Here is a 19,820-nt window from a genome sequence, read left to right on the forward strand (position 1 = left end):
ATGAGTGTAATAAAGATAGTTAAGAATATACTTCAAACAAATGAGGAGATAACTTCTAAAAATAAAAAATTATTAGACGAAAAAGGCATCTATGTAATAAACCTAATGAGTTCACCTGGTTCAGGTAAGACCTCGCTGCTTGAGAGAATAATAGCAAAGCTTAAAAATGATATAAATATTGCTGTAATCGAAGGAGATATTTATACCACTAAAGATGCGCAGAGGATAGAGGCTCAGGGTGTTCCAGTGGTTCAAATTAACACTGGGGGAGCGTGTCACCTTGATGGGGAAATGATAAAAAATGCATTAAATGCATTAACCCTTGATAAGACTGATTTGCTTGTAATAGAAAATGTAGGTAATCTAGTTTGTCCTGCAGAATTTGAAATCGGTGAAGATATAAAAATTTGTATTTTGAGTACCCCGGAAGGAAATGACAAACCACTGAAATATCCTCTCATGTTTGAAAAAAGTGGTGCAATTGTTTTAAACAAACTAGATTTAATAGAATTTACTGATTTTAACAAAGAAGAGTTCTATAAAGATATAAAATCTTTGAATGCTAATGCGGATACATTTGAAACATCTTGTGTTAAAAACCAGGGTATAGATGAAATATGTTCATGGTTACTGAGTAAAATACAAAATAAAAAACTAATGATGTAATAAATAATATTTCTCAATTAGAGAGGAAAAGGAGGAACGAGAATGTGCTTAGCAGTTCCAGGAAAAATTTTAAGTTTAGAAGGAAATAAAGGTATTGTAGAGATTGGGAATATGAAAATAGAAGTATTTATGCATCTCGTGCCAGAAGTAGCTGTGAATGAATATGTACTTGTACATGCAGGTTGTGCAATACAAAAGGTAGATGAAGAAGAAGCAAAAATAACCTTGGATATTTTTAAGGAGCTTCTTGAAAATGAAGTTTGTTGATGAATTTAGAAGAAATGATTATTCCAAAAAACTCGTAGAAAAGTTAAATAATATTTCTAGTGAAAAGATAAACATTATGGAGGTATGTGGTACCCATACTATGGCTATATTCAGATATGGTATTCGGGACATACTTCCTTCAAATATAAATCTGATATCAGGTCCAGGCTGTCCTGTGTGCGTTACGCCCCAAAGTTACATTGATACCGCATTAAGGCTCTCACAGAAAAATAATGTAATTATTGCAACCTTTGGAGATATGATGAAAGTTCCCGGAAAAAAAGGTACATTAAGTAAGAAAAAAGCAGAAGGTGCAGATGTAAGAATAGTATACTCACCAATGGATTGTCTTATGATGGCTTCGCAAAATCCTTTTAAAAAAATAGTGTTTTTGTCAGTAGGATTCGAAACTACTGCTCCTATGACTGCGGTTACGGCTATAACGGCTAAGAAAGATAATATAAGCAATTTATTTTTCTTTACGGCTCACAAAATCGTTCCACCTGTTATGGAAGTTTTAGTTCAGGACAAAGAATTGAAAATAAATGGATTTTTATTGCCAGGGCATGTTAGTGCAATTATCGGTACAAAACCATATGAATTTCTAAGTGCAGCTTATAATATTCCTGGAGTTGTTACAGGGTTTGAACCTTTAGATTTACTTCAAGGGTTAAATACATTAGTGAAATTAATAAGCAAAAGGGATTATATGATTAAAAACGAGTATAAAAGAATAGTAAAGACTGAGGGTAACCCATATGCCATGGAATATTTAAATAAAGCTTATAATATTGTAGATAGTAGTTGGAGAGGGATTGGTAGAATACCCAAAAGTGGTCTTGAATTTAATGGTGAGTATGAAAATTTTGACGCACTTAAGCATTTTAAAATTAATTATAAAGATTATGATGGCAGTCCTGGCTGCAAATGTGGAGAAATTCTTAAAGGAAAAATTAAACCAATAGATTGTCCACTTTTCAAAAAACACTGTACGCCAGAAAACCCAGTTGGCTCCTGCATGGTTTCATCAGAAGGCACCTGTGCAGCATATTATAGATATCATAAAGACATTAAATAACAGGAGGCATAACAATTGATAGTTGTTTTGTGCCTATAAGGAAACAGGAGGGTTTTAGATGATTGGCACTATAACTCTAAGTCACGGAAGTGGCGGTTTGGAATCGAATAAATTGATTAATGAAGTGTTTTTCAAATATTTTGGTAATGATATTTTAAATCAAATGAATGATGCAGCTCAAGTAGACATAGATTTTGCGAGACTTGCTTTTACTACTGATTCTTTTGTAGTAAATCCAATATTTTTTAATGGCGGTAATATTGGTAAATTGGCAGTTTGTGGCACTGTAAATGACCTTGCTGTAAGTGGAGCAAAACCACTTTACATAACAACCGCTTTTATCATTGAAGAGGGCTTTTCTATCGAAAAATTAGAAGAAATTGTGAAGTCTATGGCAGAAGAAGCTAATGAAGCGGGTGTAAAAATTGTAGCTGGAGACACAAAGGTTGTGGAAAAAGGAAGTGTGGATGGAATTTTTATTAACACTTCTGGTATTGGAAGGATTTATGACAATGTTAATATTAATTGTGCCAATGCACAAGTGGGAGATGTCATCATAATAAATGGTACATTAGGAGACCATGGAATGACAATAATGTGTGAAAGAAATAAATTCAATTTTGAAGGGAATTTAAAAAGTGATTGTGCATGCCTTAATTCCTTAGTAAACACAATGATTGAAGCTTATGACGGGATCCATGTTATTCGTGATGCCACAAGAGGTGGGGTAGCAGCCGTGCTTAATGAAATAAGTGAGTTTAGCAATGTAACTATAGCTCTTGAAGAAACTAATTTACCTTTAAAAGAAGAAGTAAAAGGTGTTACTGAGATGCTGGGACTTGATCCATTATATATTGCTAATGAAGGAAAACTTTGTGCTTTTGTCCCGGGAGCCTACGCTGAAAAGGTACTGAGTGTAATGAGAAAACATCCACTAGGTACTGATGCTGTAATTATCGGAAAAGTTACGCAAGAGTTAGGTCAAAAGGTTTATTTAAACACAGTAGTAGGTGGAAAAAGACTGGTTGATATGCCATCTGGAATTCAGCTTCCAAGAATATGTTAAATTTTATAAAAGGTGAGCCAGGGATTATGTATCTCTGGTCTTATTTATTTTGATTATGATTATTTAGAGTTAAATACTGCATAATGAAAAGAATTTTTCAATATACATTAATGAAGGATAGATAGGAGGGAGTATTTTGCCTGAAAGAAGACTTATAAAAAATGCCATAGATGAAATTCATAAGGGTGAGGCAAAAAAAAATAATTTTATATGGATGGAGGCTAATGGTTGTACGGGAAATATAATTTCTTTTCTTAATGCAGAGCAACCAGATGTTGCTTATTTCATGGAGGAAATGGTTGATTTAAAATTTAGCCCAAGCTTAATGCAAGCAGAGGGCGAAGTTGCCTATGAAAAATTCTTAGAAGTTTTAAATACAGACTTTATATTAGGAGTAGAAGGTGCACTAACTAACATAGATGAGGGCTTCTATAATATATTTGCAACATATAAGGGGAGGAGGATACCTACAGCGGAAGCAATCAATTTAGCAGCACAGAAAGCAAAAGCAATAATAGCTATTGGAACTTGTGCTTCATTTGGAGGAATATCTGCGGCTAGTCCTAATCCAACAGGATGCATAAGTCTTGGAGATTTTCTTGGAAAGGAAGTAATAAATATTCCAGGCTGCCCAGCAAATCCTCTTTGGGTTATGGGAACTTTAGCTAGCATTATTCTTTATAATAAGATTGAAGTAGATGAGAAGGGTCGTCCAGTAATGTTTTTTAAAGAAACCAACCACAATAATTGTCCAAGACGTTCATATTTTGATAATAAAATATTTGCTGGAAAGCTAGGAGGAAAAGAGTGCATGATAAAGCTTGGATGCAAAGGTCCTATTACAAAAGCGTACTGTCCACTTGGATTATGGAATTCGAGAATTAATTGGCCAGTAGAAGCTAATACACCTTGCATTGGTTGTGCTAGTGAATTTTTTCCGGATGGTACAGAACCATTTGTTAAGTATTAAAGGTGATTAAGAACCATAGTTAAATAACAATTGATAGTTCAAATATATTCTAGAGTGAGGTGATTGTGGTGACTACTAAAATAACTATAGATCCTATAACTAGAATTATGGGGCCTTTAAGCATAGAAGTAGAAATCAAGAAAAATAAAATAGTTGATGCTAAAAGCAGTGGGATTCAGTTTAGAGGCTTTGAAAAGATGTTAATAGGACGTTTTCCATTAGATGCAGTATATTTTACTGAAAGAATATGTGGTATATGTTCTACGTCACATGGATTAGTAGCAAGCTTGGCATTAGAGGATGCCCTAAAGATAAAACCGAATGAGAATGGGGTAAAAATAAGAAATTTTGCGCATGGGGCTGAGTATCTTCAGAACATCATTAGGCAAATTTGTATTTTTGTGTTTCCCGATTATGTAAACATAACAATAGTTCCAGGAAATTCAGACTATGATTTAAGGCTTTCCAACAAGTACACAGAAAAAATAAATAAAGATTATGTAAAGGCACTAGAATGTAGTCGCCTTGCTCATGAAATTATAGCTCTTATAGGGGGGAAAGTACCACACAATCATGGTGTATTTGTGGGTGGAACCACTGCAAACATGGATGCTTCTAAAATTATAAGGATGAGATCTATACTACAATCTATCAGTGAATTTATGTGCGAAAATATGGTTGAGGATATAAATATTATAGCCCATAATTATCCGGAGTATTTTAAAATTGGTGGTGGAACAAAAAATCTTTTAACCTATGGATTATTTCATGATTTGAATAATAAAGAAATGGAGTATGTACAACCTTCAAATTATATTGATGGTGAGATAGCTACTTTAGATGCAAAATCAATAACAGAGAGTTCGGCATTTTCTTGGTATAAGGATTCGAAAGCTAGTGAAGTGCCATCAAATGCTCCCTCTGAAATGGATATTAAAAAGCCCGGGGCCTACACCTTTATTAAAGCTCCTAGGTATAGCGGTAAAGTCGTACAGGTTGGGCCACTTGCTCGTATGATTTTATCAGGTTCCTACAGAAATAGTATATCTACCATGGATAGGCTTTTGGCAAGGGTATTAGAGGGAAAAAAGCTTTGCGAAAAAATGCTTATAATAATTGATGAAATAGATCCTATACCAGCAGTACAGGAAAAATATATTATTCCAGAGAGTGCACAGGGAGTAGGACTTTGTGATGCTGTTAGGGGAGCTCTCGGGCATTGGACTACTATAGAAAAAGGGGTTATAAAGAATTGTGATATAGTAACTCCTACTGCTTGGAATCTTTCACCAATAGACGATATGATGCAGCATGGAGCTCTTGAGCGCGCGCTCATTGGTACTGAAATCCAAAATCTTAAGAATCCTATAGAGATAGGTCGTATAGTGCGCTCCTTTGATCCTTGTATATCTTGCGCTACCCATGTTAATACAGAATATGGTGAGCCTTTCTATATAAATATTACTTAATACATTTGAAATAAAATAACAATAATTCTGATTATTTAATTTTAAAGATTCTTAAGAATATATGAGCTATATTTATATACAATATAAGGAGAATAATGAAATGAGTGAAATAAAGATTAATATTAATATGCTAAATACTAATGAAGAGATCCATGCGGAAAATAAAAACCTTTTCGATGAAGAGGGCATATTTGTTATAAATCTAATGAGTGCTCCAGGGTCTGGTAAAACCTCTATACTTGAAAAGTTAATTCCAAGGCTTAAAGATAGATTAAATATAGCGGTAATTGAAGGAGATTTATATACCACTAAAGATGCAGAGAGAATTGAAGCTACGGGGGTGATTGTAGTACAAATTAATACTGCAGGACCTTGTTATTTAGATGGAGGAATGGTAAGAGAAGCATCATTAAACTTTGATTTACGAGCGATAAATCTTATTATCATAGAGAATGTGGGGAGCATATCATCACCGGCGGAGTTTGAAATTGGTGAGGATATCAAGATTTGTGTCCTCAGCGTGACAGAAGGTAATGACAAGCCTTTAAAATATCCACTGATGTTTGAAAAAAGTACAGCGATCGTTTTAAATAAAATTGATTTAATGAAATACACTGATTTTAATGAGGTAGAGTTTTATAAAGATATTAAACTAATAAATGATAAGGCAAAGATTTTTGAAACATCCTGCATCAAAAATCGTGGAATAGATGAACTAAGTGACTGGATTTTGCAAGAAGTAAATAAAAAATTAAGTATAATCTAATAAAATCCTGTTTATAGCAGGATTTTTCATACTAAGGTGTTGAGTTAATATGGGGAAAAAGGTTATTGCTATAGGTAATAGGTTAATGATGGATGATGCAATAGCTGTGTTAATATTAGAAAAAATTAAAAATATCCTAGAGAATGAAGGAATTGAGGCTATAATAGGAGAAACAGATGTAGAATTTTGTTTTTCTAAGTTAAATGAACAAGATTTATTTTATATTATTGATTCAACATATTATGAAAATTTACCAGGCACAGTAACTTTTAAAAATTTAAAACATATACCAATTAACAAATGAGTGTGCAGAAATGGCATTATAAAAGAATATTGAAAGTAAGTCATTTTTTTATTACTGAGCAATTTCAAACTATTTTACATGTATTAAGTAGAAATTAATATTCTTATCTCCCCAGCCTAAGTCCCAAGGTACATGATATCTGTCAATGGTATTAGTATTAACAAGAGGATAACCATGAGAATCAAAACCAGTAACTATAGCAAAATGATCTATAGCACGACCTTTGGCATAGCATATAACATCACCTAAATCCAATTTTGTATTGCGCCACATGGATAGCCAGGAAGGGGAGAAATTAATTCCTTAAATGTACCTTTTCCTAGTACTTTCCCTCTACCACTATAAATCAAATAATTTTTGAAAGCGTCTGCTATTTTTTAACTTAATTAAAAACCATTACTAACAATACATTTAGATTTGATTAAATTATTTTTTAAGGAGGATATTTTATGTATATAAAACCACCGCCGTGTACCGAACGGTACGCACGTTGGTGTTAGAGGTCGCTAAATAAATTAATTATTTAGCTCCTACTCGATTGCAATTAAATAATATATAGTATAATAGAAACTATGGAAGAGCTTGTATGAAGAAATCGTAAGTAAAGCCAAAAATACTGTTAGGTGGTAATATAATGAATGACATAGGCGGTATAGAAAGATTAAGAAATATATATTCAGAACTTAAAGGTGCGGAAAAAAGAGTTGGGGAATACATACTTAAAAATCCAAAAGATATTATCCATTCATCTATTACAGAACTTGCTGATAATTGTAAATGTGGTGAAGCCACGGTGTTTAGACTTAGTAAAAAGCTAGGGTTTAAAGGCTATCAAGATTTAAAGATAAGCATAGCTAGTGAAATTGTAAAGCCTCTTGTAAATATTCATGAAGAAATAAAAGAGAATGATGATACCTTGGTTATAATGCAAAAGATATTTAATTCTACAATAAGTTCTCTTAATGAGACTTTAAGAATAAATGACAGTGCGGAATTAGATAAGGCTATAGGCTATATTCATAGTGCTAAAAGAATAGCTTTTTTTGGTATGGGTGGATCGGCCGCAATAGCCCTTGATGCATATCATAAGTTTATGAGAACAGGAAAGTACTGCATATTTCATGAAGACTCTCATTTTCAAGCTATGATAAGCTCAATGTATGATGAAAATGATTGCATTCTAGCTATTTCAAATACTGGAAGTAATAAGGAATTAGTGGAGAGCCTGCGAATTGCCAAGGAAAAAGGAGTGAAAATAATATCAGTAACTTCAAATTACAAATCTCCTATATCAAAGGTATCAGATGTGGTTCTACTATCTTATGGTAAAGAAAATCTATCAAAAAGTGAGGCAATGGATGCAAGAATCAGTGCATTATCACTTATAGACTGTTTGTTTGTGGGTACTTGTTTAAAGGATAAAGATAATTATTATAAGGCTTTAGGACAAATAAGGGAAGCTATAGCAAATAAGAGATATTAAAATAATTTTCATACACTCGGTAAGAGTGTATTTTTTTATGCGAAAATGAAAACTATTTTCGGAAATCTCTTGATTAAACCTTTACACTATAATATAATAATAAAAAAGATAATAATTTTCATAAAATAGCAATTATACTAATATTAAAGAACAAAAAGAAAATTTATTTCAAATAGGAGGATGTCATGGAATATTTAATTGGACTAGATATTGGAACAAGTAGTACTAAAGCAATTGCCTTTGATTTATTGGGAAATGTAATTTCAAAGTGTAATATAGGATATCCTATATTAAATCCTAAATCTTCTTGGAGTGAGCAGGATCCAGGCGAGATGTTTGAGGCAGTTATTAATTCTATAAAAAGTGTAGCAAGTGAAAATACTAAAAAAGGAAATAAGCTTCTTGGTGTGAGTTTCAGTTCTGCTATGCACGGAATAATGGCTGTAAATGAAAATGGAGACAAATTAACTGATTGTATTATTTGGGCAGATACTAGAAGTGTGGAATATTCAGAAAGAATAAAAAATAGCAAAATAGGTCATGAGATTTATATGAGAACTGGCACACCAATACATCCAATGTCCCCGCTATGCAAGCTTGCATGGATGAAGGATAATATGGAGTTAATATTTAAAAAAACATATAAATTTATTTCAATTAAAGAATATGTTTTCTTTAAACTGTTCCGTAAATATGTTGTGGATTATTCAATTGCATCTGCTACAGGATTATTTGATATTTATGATCTTCAATGGAATAAAAATTCATTACAAGTTGCAGGAATAAGTGAGGACAAACTATCTACACCAGTATCCCCAACCCAGGTTTTTAAGGGCATGGATAAAAAATATGCAGATTTAATGGGAATTGACCTAGAAATTCCCTTTATAATTGGAGGAAGCGATGGCTGCCTTGCAAACCTTGGGGCTAATGCTATAAAGCCTGGAGATGCTGCAGTTACAATTGGAACTAGTGGAGCTATAAGAATAATAGCAGATAAACCCAAAAATGATGAGAGTGAAAGAATTTTTAGTTATATTCTTACAGAAGATCGTTTTGTTCTTGGAGGACCTGTTAATAATGGAGGAATAATTTTTAGATGGTTCAGGGATAATTTTTCGCAGTTAGAAGTTACGCGAGCTGAGACTTTAGGTATTGATACTTATGAATTATTGACAAAAGAAGCCTCAAAGGTACCCGCAGGATCAAATGGTTTGATATTCTTGCCATATCTACTGGGTGAGCGAGCTCCACATTGGGATGCAAATTCCAAAGGCGTTTTCTTTGGAATAAATATTACTCATAAGAGGGAACATTTTCTAAGAGCGCTGTTAGAGGGAGTGATATTTGGTGTTTTAGTGTGGGAAAAGCTTTAGAGGAGACAACTGGTAATATTGATACAATCTATGCTACTGGAGGTTTTGTTAGATCTGAGCTTTGGGTTCAAATGCTAGCCGATGTATTTAATAAAAAGGTAGTAATAGCAGAAAGCTACGAAAGTTCATGTTTAGGAGCGGTAGTGCTGGGTATGAAAGCAATAGGGCTTATAGATAACATTGAACAAGTAGAAAAATTAGTTCCTATTTCTAAAACCTTTAAGCCAGATATAAAAAACCATGAAGTTTATATGAAAACTTTCGAAATTTACGAAAGATTGTACATAAAATTAAAGGATGAGTTTGTAAGCATTAGTTTATTACAAAAATAAAGGGGGGATTATATTATGCCATTATTAATTGTTGCTTTAGGAGTTGTGTTATTATTAGTTCTTATGATAGCTTTTAAATTAAATGGTTTCTTATCATTAATTCTCGTGGCACTAACAGTTGGTATTTTGGAAGGTATGCCACTTCCTACCGTTGTAACTTCTATTACAAAAGGCGTTGGTGGTACATTAGGTACACTTGCATTGGTACTTGGGTTTGGAGCTATGCTTGGTAAGCTCATGGCAGATAGTGGTGGGGCACAAAGAATAGCTCTTACGTTAATTGATAAGTTTGGAAAAAAGAGAATACAATTGGCAGTGGTAATAACAGGTTTTATAGTTGGGATGGCACTATTTTATGAAATAGGTTTTGTACTTTTAATACCACTAGTGTTTACAATAGCAGCAGCTGCTGATATTCCGCTTTTATATATAGGGGTTCCAATGGCAGCAGCACTTTCAGCCACTCATGGATTCTTACCACCACATCCAGGTCCTACAGCTATAGCTGCTATTTATAAAGCAGATTTAGGTAAGACATTACTTTATGGTATTGTAGTTGCAATACCTGCAGTAATTCTTGCGGGTCCTGTACTTACAAAGTTCCTAAAGCATATGGAGCATGATATACCAAAAGACTTATTTAATCCTAAGATATTTACAGATAAAGAAATGCCTGGTTTTGGAATAAGTGTGTTTACGGCTTTAGTGCCAGTAATACTTATGGCAGTAAGGGCTATTGCTACTATTGTATTACCAAAAACTTCTCCCATATTAAATTATACTACTTTCTTAGGGGATCCAGTAATAGCATTACTTTTAGCTGTACTTTTAGCTATATTCACTTTTGGACTAAACAGGGGTAAAAAGATGCCTGAAGTTATGAAAACTGTAACTGAATCTATAGCAGCAATAGCTATGATACTATTAATAATAGGTGGAGGTGGAGCCTTCAAACAGGTTTTAGTAGATAGTGGAGTTGCAGATTATGTTGCATTAATTATGAGTGGATCAAGCATATCACCATTACTACTTGCATGGCTAATTGCTGCAATACTTAGAATAGCATTAGGATCTGCAACAGTGGCGGGACTTACAGCAGCAGGTATTGTAGGACCATTAATTGTAGCAACTGGTGCTAGCCCAGAACTTATGGTACTCGCAACAGGTGCAGGAAGCTTAATATTTTCACATGTTAATGATCCTGGTTTTTGGATGTTTAAAGAATATTTCAATCTATCAATACCAGAAACATTAAAATCCTGGACGGTACTCGAAACTATAATTTCTGTGGTTGGATTAGTTATGGTTCTATTATTAAATATGATTGTACATTAAAATTTTATACAGGCGAAGATTTGCCTGTCCTGTCTAAATTAAAAAAAAGGGGGAGTTTATATTATGGATAAACAACAATTTGGAGTTATAGGCATTGGTGTAATGGGTAAAAATCTTGCTTTAAACGTTGAAAGCAGAGGCTTATCTGTTTCAGTATATGATCGAGATGCAGCTACAACAGATGAATTATTGATAGAGGCTAAAGAAAAAAATATTGTGGGAACATATTCTATAAAAGAATTCGTAAATTCTCTCCAAATTCCAAGAAAAATATTGATTATGATAAAAGCAGGGAAACCTATTGATGATGCTATAGAAGAACTAATACCATATATATCTAAGGGTGACATATTAATTGATGGCGGAAATTCCTTTTTTATGGATACAATACGTAGAAGCAAAAAACTTGAAGATTTAGGTTTTAAATTCATAGGAACAGGTGTTTCTGGGGGAGAAGAGGGAGCTTTAAAAGGACCAGCAATTATGCCTGGAGGTCAAATTGATGCTTGTAAAATAGTTGAACCAATTTTTACAACTATAGCTGCAAAAGTAGATGGGCAGTCATGCTGCAGCTATATTGGCGAAAATGGAGCAGGACATTATGTAAAAATGGTTCACAATGGTATTGAGTATGCAGATATGCAACTTATTTGTGAAGCCTATGCACTTTTAAAAGAGGTTGCAGGGCTTTCAAATGAACAGCTTCATGATGTTTTTAAAGAGTGGAATAAAGGTGAGCTTGATAGTTACCTAATAGAAATAACTAGTGAAATATTTGCGCAAAAGGATGATGAGACAGGGAAGCATATGGTTGATATTATTTTAGATAGCGCAGGCCAAAAGGGTACCGGTAAATGGACTAGCCAAAGCGCTCTAGATTTAGGGGTACCAATACCTACAATAACAGAGGCTGTTTTTGCACGTTGCATATCTGCGTTAAAGGATGAACGCGTGATGGCAAGTAGCATATTAAAAGGACCAGATACATTATTTGAAGGAGATATAAATAAGTTTATAGAAGCTGTAAGAAGGGCTCTTTATGCAAGTAAAATATGTTCCTATGCCCAGGGATTTGCACTTATGAAAGCTGCAGCAGTGGAGTATAATTGGGACCTTAAATATGGGGAAATTGCCAAAATATTCAGAGGTGGGTGTATTATTCGCGCTCAATTCCTTAACAGGATTAGCATTGCTTATGAAAATGATGCTAATATTAAAAATCTAATGCTAGATTCATATTTTAAGGACATTCTTAATAATTATCAAAAGGACTTACGATATGTAATATCTACAGCTGTAAATTTAGGTGTGCCAATTCCCGGAATATCTAGTGCACTAATGTATTATGACAGCTATAGAAGTGCAAATCTCCCAGCAAACTTACTACAGGCACAAAGAGATTATTTTGGAGCTCATACCTTTGAAAGAACGGATAAAGAAGGAATATTTCATCATGAATGGTAAAGTAATACTAAATTAAATGTAAAAACCTGCAGTTTATATTTTAGACTGCAGGTTTGCTTTATAATCTTTATCAAGAAATAATAAATATTTGCACTTATTTCAGTGATTTAAGTGTATAATTAAGAAAATAAAAATATTATGTATGTGAAAATCAAATGGTGTTACAGTAAGGAGGATTTAAATTATGGATAAACAGCAAATTGGCGTTATAGGCTTAGGTGTCATGGGTAAAAATCTAGCTTTAAATATTGAAAGTAGAGGATTTTCTGTTTCCGTCTATAATAGAAATAGAATTAAGACAGATGCATTATTGATAGCGGAAAAACAAAAAAATATTTTGGGAACATATTCTATAGAAGAGTTTGTAAATTCTCTAGAGACGCCAAGAAAAATATTGATTATGATAAAAGCAGGAAAACCCGTTGATGACGCTATAGAAAAGATAATACCATATATTTCTAAGGGTGACATATTAATTGATGGCGGAAATTCCTTTTTTATGGATACAATACGTAGAAACAAGCAGCTTGAAGCTTTAGGCTTTAATTTCATAGGTGCAGGAGTTTCAGGAGGAGAAGAGGGAGCTTTAAAAGGGCCATCAATTATGCCGGGAGGTCAAATTGATGCTTATAAAATGGTAGAACCAATTTTTACGGCTATAGCTGCAAAAGTAGATGGGCAGCCTTGTTGCACTTATATTGGAGCAAACGGAGCAGGACATTATGTGAAGATGGTACATAATGGAATTGAATATGCAGACATGCAGCTTATTTGCGAAGCTTATGCACTTTTAAAAGGAGTTATAGGCCTATCAAATGAGCAGCTTCATGATATTTTTATGGAGTGGAACAGTGGTGAGCTTGATAGTTATCTAATGGAAATAACTAGTGAAATATTTGCGCAGAAAGATAATGATACTGGAGAGTACATGGTTGATATTATTTTAGATAGCGCAGGCCAAAAGGGAACAGGAAAATGGACTAGTCAAAGTGCTTTGGATCTGGCAGTACCAATCCCTACTATAACAGAGGCTGTTTTTTCACGTTGCATATCTGCATTAAAAGATGAACGAACTTTGGCGAGTAACATATTAAAAGGGCCAGATACAGTATTTGAGGGGGATATAAATGAGTTTATAGAATCCGTAAGAAGGGCCCTTTATGCTAGTAAAATATGTTCTTATGCCCAGGGATTTGCACTTATGAAGGCTGCAGCAGTAGAGTATAATTGGGAACTTGAATATGGAAAAATTGCTAAAATATTTAGAGGTGGGTGTATTATTCGCGCTCAATTCCTTAACAAGATAAATGATGCTTATGAAAATGATGCTAATATTAAAAATTTAATGTTAGATTCATATTTTGTGGATATCCTTAATAGTTATGGAAAGGACTTACGATATGTAGTATCCACAGCTGTAAATTTAGGAATACCAGTTCCGGGAATTTCAAGTGCGCTAATGTATTATGATAATTATAGGAGTGCAAATCTCCCAGCGAACTTACTTCAGGCACAGAGAGATTATTTTGGTGCTCATACATTTGAAAGAACTGACAAAGAAGGAATATTCCATCATGAATGGGTAACTGATAATAAATAAAAAGGATAAATTAAAAAGCCCTGCACATTAAAATTGCAGGGCTTTTATACTATTTTAAATTTGTAGCAATGCCTGGACTTAATCCTTTATTTCAGTTAAAAATTGCTTTTTATCATTATATAAAGACTTATAACCTAAGTTTAGTGATAAGAAAACAGTAATACAAACTATATTAACAACATATTCTCTTATTAAAATATTTTTATTGACACATTATTACAATATGCTACAATTATACCTATATAGGACATAAGGATTAGAAAAATACTTTTATAAGTTAATCACTTTAGTCTAAGACACATTAAACCTAAACACATAAGGAGTGGAGTTATGAAGCTTACTTTTAGGACCAAATTATTTTTATATTTTGTAACAATTATATTAGTTACATCTATTCCAATAGCTTTAATAACCCGCAATTATATTTACAATTTCCTAAAAGAAGATTTATCCTCAGATTCCAGAAAACAAATGGTACAAGTGGACAATACATTTTCTAATATGTTTAAACAAATAAAAGACAATAACAGATTTCTAGCATCTTCTGTGGATGTAAGAAAAGTCGATGATTCAATACTTCCTTTAGATAACAGCCCAAAAGACAAATCACATAAAAAAGATTCCAAACAAATACCAGGGATAGAAAGTACTGTTTATAATGATTTTGAAAACTATGGAACAACTCATCCAGATGCCTCCTGTGTATACATGGGAACTAAATGGGGGGGCTATATTAAATGGCCAAAGGGACCAAATGTTAATAATTATGACCCTAGGGTAAGGCCTTGGTATATGTCGGCTTTATCTAAACCCGATGAGGTAGTAATTTCAGATCCATATACTACTGCGGACGGAACTAGCTCATTAGTAATAAGTGCATCTTCAGCTATTAAGGATACATATGGAAATATTATAGGAGTAATGGGCATTGATATAAATTTAGACAAATTATTTAAGACAATAGATAGTGTTAAGGTTGGTGATACAGGATATACGTTTCTTTTTTCAAAAGATGGAACAATACTTGCTCATCCTAATAGCAACTTTAACTTTAAAAATATCCAGTTGCTAAATCAAAAGGGCTATAAAGATGCTAAAACTGGTGAATATTTAAAATATACTATTAAAGATTATAATAAGCTAATTATTGAAAATAACGCTGATTTTGAAACCATTATAGATGGGAAATCAGTATTAGTTAGTGTATATTCTTCTCCCTATACAGGATGGAAGATGGCCTCAGTTGTACCAAAAAGCGAGCTTACTGTATGGATAACTAAAACTGAACATTTCATATTTTTAGTAACCGTAAGTGTGTTCATATTAACTATATTTTTTACTCTTATTTTTACAAAGTATATAACCAAACCAATTACAGAGTTAACTTCATTAATGCATGAAGTTGAAAAAGGAAATCTAGCAGTTAGAGCTATAAATATGCAAACTAAAGATGAATTTGGAGAATTAGGAATTGGGTTTAATGTTATGATTAAAAAAATTAGTTCTACTTATGAGGAGTTATTATCAGTATATGAAGAGTTATCAGCAACAGAAGAAGAAATTCGTGAACAGTATTCGGTGCTTCAATACAAGGAAGAGTCATTAAGAATTAGTGATGAAAGGTATCAACTTGCTATAGAAGGATGTAATGATTCAATTTGGGAATTCGATTTAAAATCCGGTGATTTTTTTGCTTCTGAAAAATTATTCGAAAGTACAGGGTATACTTCAACTAATAATTTCAATATAAGTTCCTTTATTGATAAACTTGTTCATACTGAAGATCTACCTAGTGCGTTGCAGGATTATGAAAATTATATTAATAATAAAACTTCAATTTATGAATCTGAATTTAGAATGAAAATTAATGATGGTACTTATATATGGGTATATAATAGAGGCAAGGCTCTAAGAGACTCAGATGGCAAAGTCATAAAGATTGCTGGGTCTATTACAGATATTACAGATAGAAAAAAATCGGAAGAAAAAATAAAATTTATGGCTTATTATGATGCTCTTACTAAACTTCCTAATAGAACGCTTTTCATGAAGAAGCTAAAGGATCAATTAAAAATGGCCAAACTTAAAAAATCAGAAGGAGCTGTGTTTTTTATAGATTTAGATGATTTTAAAAATATAAACGACACTATGGGTCATAATTATGGGGATAAATTATTAACATACTTAGCAACACAATTGAACTCTATAATAAATCAAAATGATACACTATGCAGATTAGGTGGAGATGAATTTATACTAATTCATCCTTATTATGAAGAGTCTGAAGTAGAAGTTTATGCCAAAAGATTATTAGACCTATTTAATGATTTTTTCGAAATTGAAAACAAACAAATCTATATTACTGCAAGTGTAGGAATAGCAATATATCCAAAGGATGGAACTGATATAGATACTATTTTAAAAAAGGCTGATTCAGCTATGTACAAAGCAAAAGAATTAGGTAAGAATAGATTTGCTCGATTTGACGAAGAAATGTACTTGAAATTAGAAAGAAAGACCTGTATTGATAGAATATTAAGGAGCGCTATTGAAAATAATGAGTTAAGCATAAGCTACCAACCACAGTATAATGCACAAAAAAATGAGATGTTTGGTTTTGAAGCACTACTCAGGCTAAACAGTGCAGAGCTGGGATTTATATCTCCTGCTGAATTCATTCCCATAGCTGAAGAAACAGGCTATATAAGTAAGCTAGACAGATGGATACTTAAGGGCGCCTGCAAGCAAAGCGTAAAATGGCTTGAGGCAGGCTATAAGTTTAAGAGTATTAGTGTCAATGTTTCCTCAGTAGATATACATCAAATAGATTTTTTAGAAGCAGTTAAAAGTATTCTTCAAACTACAGGAATTAATCCTAACATCTTAGAACTTGAAATCACGGAAACTGTCCTTATGGAGTCCCTTGATTCTAATATAAAGATATTGGAAGAATTGATGAATATGGGTATTAGAATTGCACTAGATGATTTTGGCACGGGGTATTCCTCTCTTAACTATCTAATGAAGATTCCAATATCTACTTTAAAAATTGATAAATCCTTTATTGATAATATAACTTCAAATGAACAAAATAAATCAATTATTAATATTATAATTCAATTGGCTCATAGCATGGATTTAAAAGTTGTAGCCGAAGGGGTGGAAATCGAGGAGCAGCTCTCAATACTTAAAGAAAAACAATGTGACTATATACAAGGATATTACTTTAGCAGACCACTGTCAGCGATAGATGCTGAAAAATTATTAGCTTCAAACTTAAAAAAATTAATGTAATAATTGCTTAATAAAATTCATTATTAACTTTGTAAAAACGTTTTCATTTTAATTATTTTGTGCTATATTATTTATATGACTAAATCCCCTTAAATTTGATATTTTTTGTATTTGTCATCATTTACATTATATTGTTTTTAAGGGGATTTTTCTAGATGATAATGCTGAAAAGTGTTGATTTATCAATGAGTTAAGTAGCATTTTCATGTGAGAGTTTTGTAAATATAGTTATATAGGTTTCATTTGTAGAAAGAAAATAAGTAAAATTTCGGATATTTTTTTAAAATAAAGTGATTTTAATTGCATTATTTTATTTTAAAAGCTATAAATTTGCTGAGGAGATTGGGAGGAATTTGTATGAATGAAAAAACTTATTCAGAGTTTAAATATCCAATGCTTGAAATAAACTTGAAGCATGTATATGAAAATGTAAAATCTATGGTTGATTTATGTAAGTCTCATGGGATAAGCATTGCGGGAGTGATTAAGGGGTTTAATGCAATACCAGAGGTTGTGAAGCAGTTTGAACGTGCAGGATGTACTTATTTAGCAACTTCAAGAATGAACCAAATAATTAAACTAAAACAATGTGGTATAGAAAAACCTTTTATGATGATTAGAATTCCAATGTTTAGTGAAATAAAAGAATTGGTTCAGTTTGTGGCTGTTAGTCTAAACTCTGAACTAGAAACATTGAATATGATTCAAAAGGAATGTGAATTGCAAGATAAAAAACATAAGGTGATTCTAATGCTTGATCTTGGAGATTTAAGAGAAGGTGTATTTGATGAGGAAGAATTCATTAAATTAGCAGAATATGTAGAAAATTATCTTGAAAATGTTGAGTTATATGGAGTAGGGACTAATTTAGGGTGTTATGGGTCAATAAGGCCTACAGAAGAAAACTTAGGGAAACTTTGTAGAATTGCTGAAATAATTGAGAGCAAAATAAACAGGAGACTAGAGATGATTTCTGGAGGTGCTACAACTTCATTACCTTTAATATTAGATGGGGAAATGCCTAAAAGAGTAAATAATTTAAGAATTGGTGAAGGAATGCTATTAGCAGAGGATTTAGAGAAGTTTTGGGGGTATGATATGAAACATATGCATAAGGATACTTTTACACTTAAAGCTCAGGTGGTTGAAATAAAACGTAAACCTACACATCCTATTGGAGAAATATTTATTGATGCTTTTGGAAATAAACCAACCTATGAGGATAATGGAATAAGAAAAAGAGCGTTACTTGCAGTTGGAAAGCAGGATTTTGTTTTGCATGATAAGCTAATTCCACTAAAACAAGGTGTTAAAATTATTGGAAGTAGTTCTGATCACTTAATTATAGATATTGAAGATTGCGATATTGAAACTAAATTAGGTGATATACTGGATTTTATAATGTACTACCCACCAATGATGTATTTAAGTGGATATGCAGACATACCAAAGGTTTTCATATAAGGCTAGTAAATAGAATAAATAGGGTATTAAGGTATAAATGAAAAAATATTGACAAATAATAGTACATATGATACATTTAATTAAATTTCTTTGAATTGCACTTAATTCTATAGTAAAAACTGAGCAGGCGATGAACCTTAAAAAGGTTCGTGGGGCTGGGCCGAAATGGCAACAGGATTAAAATTACACACCTGTGGGACAGTTTGTTGTTCTACGGGTTTTTTGTACCCATTTCTAGAACATCTCTGAAGATTGAAATACCATGAGTTATTTTAAATATAAAATCACAAGGGGGAATTTATATTATGCGCAATGGAAATTTAATTAGTTTTTTAGGATGGATAACAGCTATAAGTTTTGGTTTGGCAATTTTGAATTTTTTTATCAAATATATTAATAAAAAATATATTAGTAAATTGGGAAAAGAAAAAAAGAAACTAGTTGATATGTATAGAAAAGTAATGAGGATAATTGTTAAAAATCATAAATTAGTGGGGACAATAGCTATAGTATCTGTATTGACTCATTTTTTCATTGCTTTTTCATCTAATCGTATTAGTATAACCGGGGTAATTGCAGCCTTAATTATGGCTACCATATTTTGTTTGGGATTTTATGGGGCATATATAAATAAAAATTATAAAGGAATGTGGCTTAAAGTACATCGTGCATTAGCTTTTTCATTGATAATCGCAATTGTCATTCATATTGTATAAGAATAAAAAAATATAACAAGTGTACCCTGTAGATAGATTTTCTTCATTTTTCTAATCTATGGGGTATATTTGATTTTATTTTAGGACATCTCCTGATTTTTATTATTTTATAACCTTATGTGAAGTGTGTAATTGCTTTAATTAATGATATAATGATGGGAATTATACAT

17 protein-coding genes, 1 pseudogene and 1 riboswitch are annotated in these 19,820 nt (G+C 32.4%); of the genes and pseudogenes, 17 read left to right on the top strand and 1 reads right to left on the bottom strand.

What is annotated here, in order from left to right; all coding sequences use genetic code 11:
* From hypB (G9F71_RS09295) to G9F71_RS09330, 8 genes are all read left to right on the top strand, one after another.
* Positions 1 to 666, top strand: coding sequence for a hydrogenase nickel incorporation protein HypB (hypB, locus tag G9F71_RS09295; RefSeq protein WP_164948972.1), 666 nt, complete (start codon positions 1 to 3; stop codon positions 664 to 666).
* A 42-nt stretch (positions 667 to 708) separates the two neighbouring features.
* Positions 709 to 933 carry a HypC/HybG/HupF family hydrogenase formation chaperone gene (locus tag G9F71_RS09300; RefSeq protein ID WP_164947890.1) on the top strand — a complete coding sequence of 75 codons (225 nt, stop codon included), beginning with the start codon at positions 709 to 711 and terminating at the stop codon, positions 931 to 933.
* On the top strand, positions 920 to 2,011 hold the full coding sequence (gene hypD / locus G9F71_RS09305; RefSeq protein ID WP_164948973.1) for a hydrogenase formation protein HypD: 1,092 nt from the start codon (positions 920 to 922) through the stop codon (positions 2,009 to 2,011). Before G9F71_RS09300 ends, hypD begins: the two co-directional genes overlap by 14 nt.
* 58 nt (positions 2,012 to 2,069) lie before the next feature.
* On the top strand, positions 2,070 to 3,077 hold the full coding sequence (gene hypE, locus G9F71_RS09310) for a hydrogenase expression/formation protein HypE (RefSeq protein ID WP_164948974.1): 1,008 nt from the start codon (positions 2,070 to 2,072) through the stop codon (positions 3,075 to 3,077).
* 136 nt (positions 3,078 to 3,213) lie between these two features.
* On the top strand, positions 3,214 to 4,047 hold the full coding sequence (locus tag G9F71_RS09315) for a hydrogenase small subunit (RefSeq protein ID WP_164948975.1): 834 nt from the start codon (positions 3,214 to 3,216) through the stop codon (positions 4,045 to 4,047).
* Between the two features lie 68 nt (positions 4,048 to 4,115).
* The gene (locus G9F71_RS09320; RefSeq protein ID WP_164948976.1) at positions 4,116 to 5,516 is read left to right on the top strand and encodes a nickel-dependent hydrogenase large subunit; all 1,401 of its coding nucleotides are present in this window, start codon (positions 4,116 to 4,118) and stop codon (positions 5,514 to 5,516) included.
* Between the two features lie 100 nt (positions 5,517 to 5,616).
* The gene (hypB, locus tag G9F71_RS09325; protein ID WP_164948977.1) at positions 5,617 to 6,282 is read left to right on the top strand and encodes a hydrogenase nickel incorporation protein HypB; all 666 of its coding nucleotides are present in this window, start codon (positions 5,617 to 5,619) and stop codon (positions 6,280 to 6,282) included.
* Between the two features lie 49 nt (positions 6,283 to 6,331).
* Positions 6,332 to 6,586 (top strand): hypothetical protein, encoded by a 255-nt coding sequence (locus G9F71_RS09330; RefSeq protein WP_164948978.1) that lies wholly within the window; start codon positions 6,332 to 6,334, stop codon positions 6,584 to 6,586.
* A gap of 69 nt (positions 6,587 to 6,655) precedes the next feature.
* Here the strand turns inward: G9F71_RS09330 and G9F71_RS09335 are convergent.
* Positions 6,656 to 6,957: pseudogene (locus G9F71_RS09335) on the bottom strand (amidase domain-containing protein); the annotation flags it as partial.
* 263 nt (positions 6,958 to 7,220) lie between these two features.
* Here G9F71_RS09335 and G9F71_RS09340 point away from each other — a divergent pair.
* The 9 genes from G9F71_RS09340 to G9F71_RS09375 all read left to right on the top strand — a co-directional run bounded on the left by G9F71_RS09340 (position 7,221) and on the right by G9F71_RS09375 (position 19,650).
* Positions 7,221 to 8,069 (top strand): MurR/RpiR family transcriptional regulator, encoded by an 849-nt coding sequence (locus tag G9F71_RS09340; RefSeq protein ID WP_164948979.1) that lies wholly within the window; start codon positions 7,221 to 7,223, stop codon positions 8,067 to 8,069.
* Between the two features lie 185 nt (positions 8,070 to 8,254).
* Positions 8,255 to 9,445: a gluconokinase gene (locus G9F71_RS09345; RefSeq protein ID WP_263488200.1), complete on the top strand. Its 1,191-nt coding sequence runs from the start codon at positions 8,255 to 8,257 to the stop codon at positions 9,443 to 9,445.
* The gene (locus tag G9F71_RS27250) at positions 9,430 to 9,777 is read left to right on the top strand and encodes an FGGY-family carbohydrate kinase (RefSeq protein ID WP_318011060.1); all 348 of its coding nucleotides are present in this window, start codon (positions 9,430 to 9,432) and stop codon (positions 9,775 to 9,777) included. Before G9F71_RS09345 ends, G9F71_RS27250 begins: the two co-directional genes overlap by 16 nt.
* 15 nt (positions 9,778 to 9,792) lie before the next feature.
* Positions 9,793 to 11,112 (top strand): gluconate:H+ symporter, encoded by a 1,320-nt coding sequence (locus G9F71_RS09350; RefSeq protein ID WP_164945723.1) that lies wholly within the window; start codon positions 9,793 to 9,795, stop codon positions 11,110 to 11,112.
* A gap of 63 nt (positions 11,113 to 11,175) precedes the next feature.
* The gene (gene gndA, locus G9F71_RS09355) at positions 11,176 to 12,576 is read left to right on the top strand and encodes an NADP-dependent phosphogluconate dehydrogenase (protein WP_164948980.1); all 1,401 of its coding nucleotides are present in this window, start codon (positions 11,176 to 11,178) and stop codon (positions 12,574 to 12,576) included.
* 184 nt (positions 12,577 to 12,760) lie between these two features.
* The gene (gene gndA / locus G9F71_RS09360) at positions 12,761 to 14,176 is read left to right on the top strand and encodes an NADP-dependent phosphogluconate dehydrogenase (RefSeq protein WP_164948981.1); all 1,416 of its coding nucleotides are present in this window, start codon (positions 12,761 to 12,763) and stop codon (positions 14,174 to 14,176) included.
* 330 nt (positions 14,177 to 14,506) lie between these two features.
* Positions 14,507 to 17,470 (top strand): EAL domain-containing protein, encoded by a 2,964-nt coding sequence (locus tag G9F71_RS09365; RefSeq protein WP_164948982.1) that lies wholly within the window; start codon positions 14,507 to 14,509, stop codon positions 17,468 to 17,470.
* A 357-nt stretch (positions 17,471 to 17,827) separates the two neighbouring features.
* A complete protein-coding gene (locus G9F71_RS09370) occupies positions 17,828 to 18,934 on the top strand; it encodes an alanine racemase (protein WP_164948983.1) in 1,107 nt (368 codons plus the stop codon).
* A gap of 109 nt (positions 18,935 to 19,043) precedes the next feature.
* A riboswitch (NiCo riboswitch) is annotated at positions 19,044 to 19,138 on the top strand.
* Between the two features lie 101 nt (positions 19,139 to 19,239).
* On the top strand, positions 19,240 to 19,650 hold the full coding sequence (locus G9F71_RS09375; RefSeq protein ID WP_164948984.1) for a hypothetical protein: 411 nt from the start codon (positions 19,240 to 19,242) through the stop codon (positions 19,648 to 19,650).
* Positions 19,651 to 19,820 lie beyond the last annotated feature (170 nt).

This window comes from Clostridium sp. FP2, assembly GCF_011065955.2.
GTDB lineage: Bacteria > Bacillota > Clostridia > Clostridiales > Clostridiaceae > Clostridium_AD > Clostridium_AD tagluense.

What these genes read in the sequence shown, in the direction of transcription:
- G9F71_RS09300 (WP_164947890.1), top strand. Translation starts at nt 709, where the DNA reads ATGTGCTTAGCAGTTCCAGGAAAAATTTTAAGTTTAGAAGGAAATAAA.
- gndA (WP_164948980.1), top strand. Translation starts at nt 11,176, where the DNA reads ATGGATAAACAACAATTTGGAGTTATAGGCATTGGTGTAATGGGTAAA.
- G9F71_RS09340 (WP_164948979.1), top strand. Translation starts at nt 7,221, where the DNA reads ATGAATGACATAGGCGGTATAGAAAGATTAAGAAATATATATTCAGAA.
- G9F71_RS09345 (WP_263488200.1), top strand. Translation starts at nt 8,255, where the DNA reads ATGGAATATTTAATTGGACTAGATATTGGAACAAGTAGTACTAAAGCA.
- hypE (WP_164948974.1), top strand. Translation starts at nt 2,070, where the DNA reads ATGATTGGCACTATAACTCTAAGTCACGGAAGTGGCGGTTTGGAATCG.
- G9F71_RS09375 (WP_164948984.1), top strand. Translation starts at nt 19,240, where the DNA reads ATGCGCAATGGAAATTTAATTAGTTTTTTAGGATGGATAACAGCTATA.
- G9F71_RS09370 (WP_164948983.1), top strand. Translation starts at nt 17,828, where the DNA reads ATGAATGAAAAAACTTATTCAGAGTTTAAATATCCAATGCTTGAAATA.
- G9F71_RS09350 (WP_164945723.1), top strand. Translation starts at nt 9,793, where the DNA reads ATGCCATTATTAATTGTTGCTTTAGGAGTTGTGTTATTATTAGTTCTT.
- G9F71_RS09365 (WP_164948982.1), top strand. Translation starts at nt 14,507, where the DNA reads ATGAAGCTTACTTTTAGGACCAAATTATTTTTATATTTTGTAACAATT.
- G9F71_RS09330 (WP_164948978.1), top strand. Translation starts at nt 6,332, where the DNA reads ATGGGGAAAAAGGTTATTGCTATAGGTAATAGGTTAATGATGGATGAT.
- hypD (WP_164948973.1), top strand. Translation starts at nt 920, where the DNA reads ATGAAGTTTGTTGATGAATTTAGAAGAAATGATTATTCCAAAAAACTC.
- hypB (WP_164948977.1), top strand. Translation starts at nt 5,617, where the DNA reads ATGAGTGAAATAAAGATTAATATTAATATGCTAAATACTAATGAAGAG.
- gndA (WP_164948981.1), top strand. Translation starts at nt 12,761, where the DNA reads ATGGATAAACAGCAAATTGGCGTTATAGGCTTAGGTGTCATGGGTAAA.
- hypB (WP_164948972.1), top strand. Translation starts at nt 1, where the DNA reads ATGAGTGTAATAAAGATAGTTAAGAATATACTTCAAACAAATGAGGAG.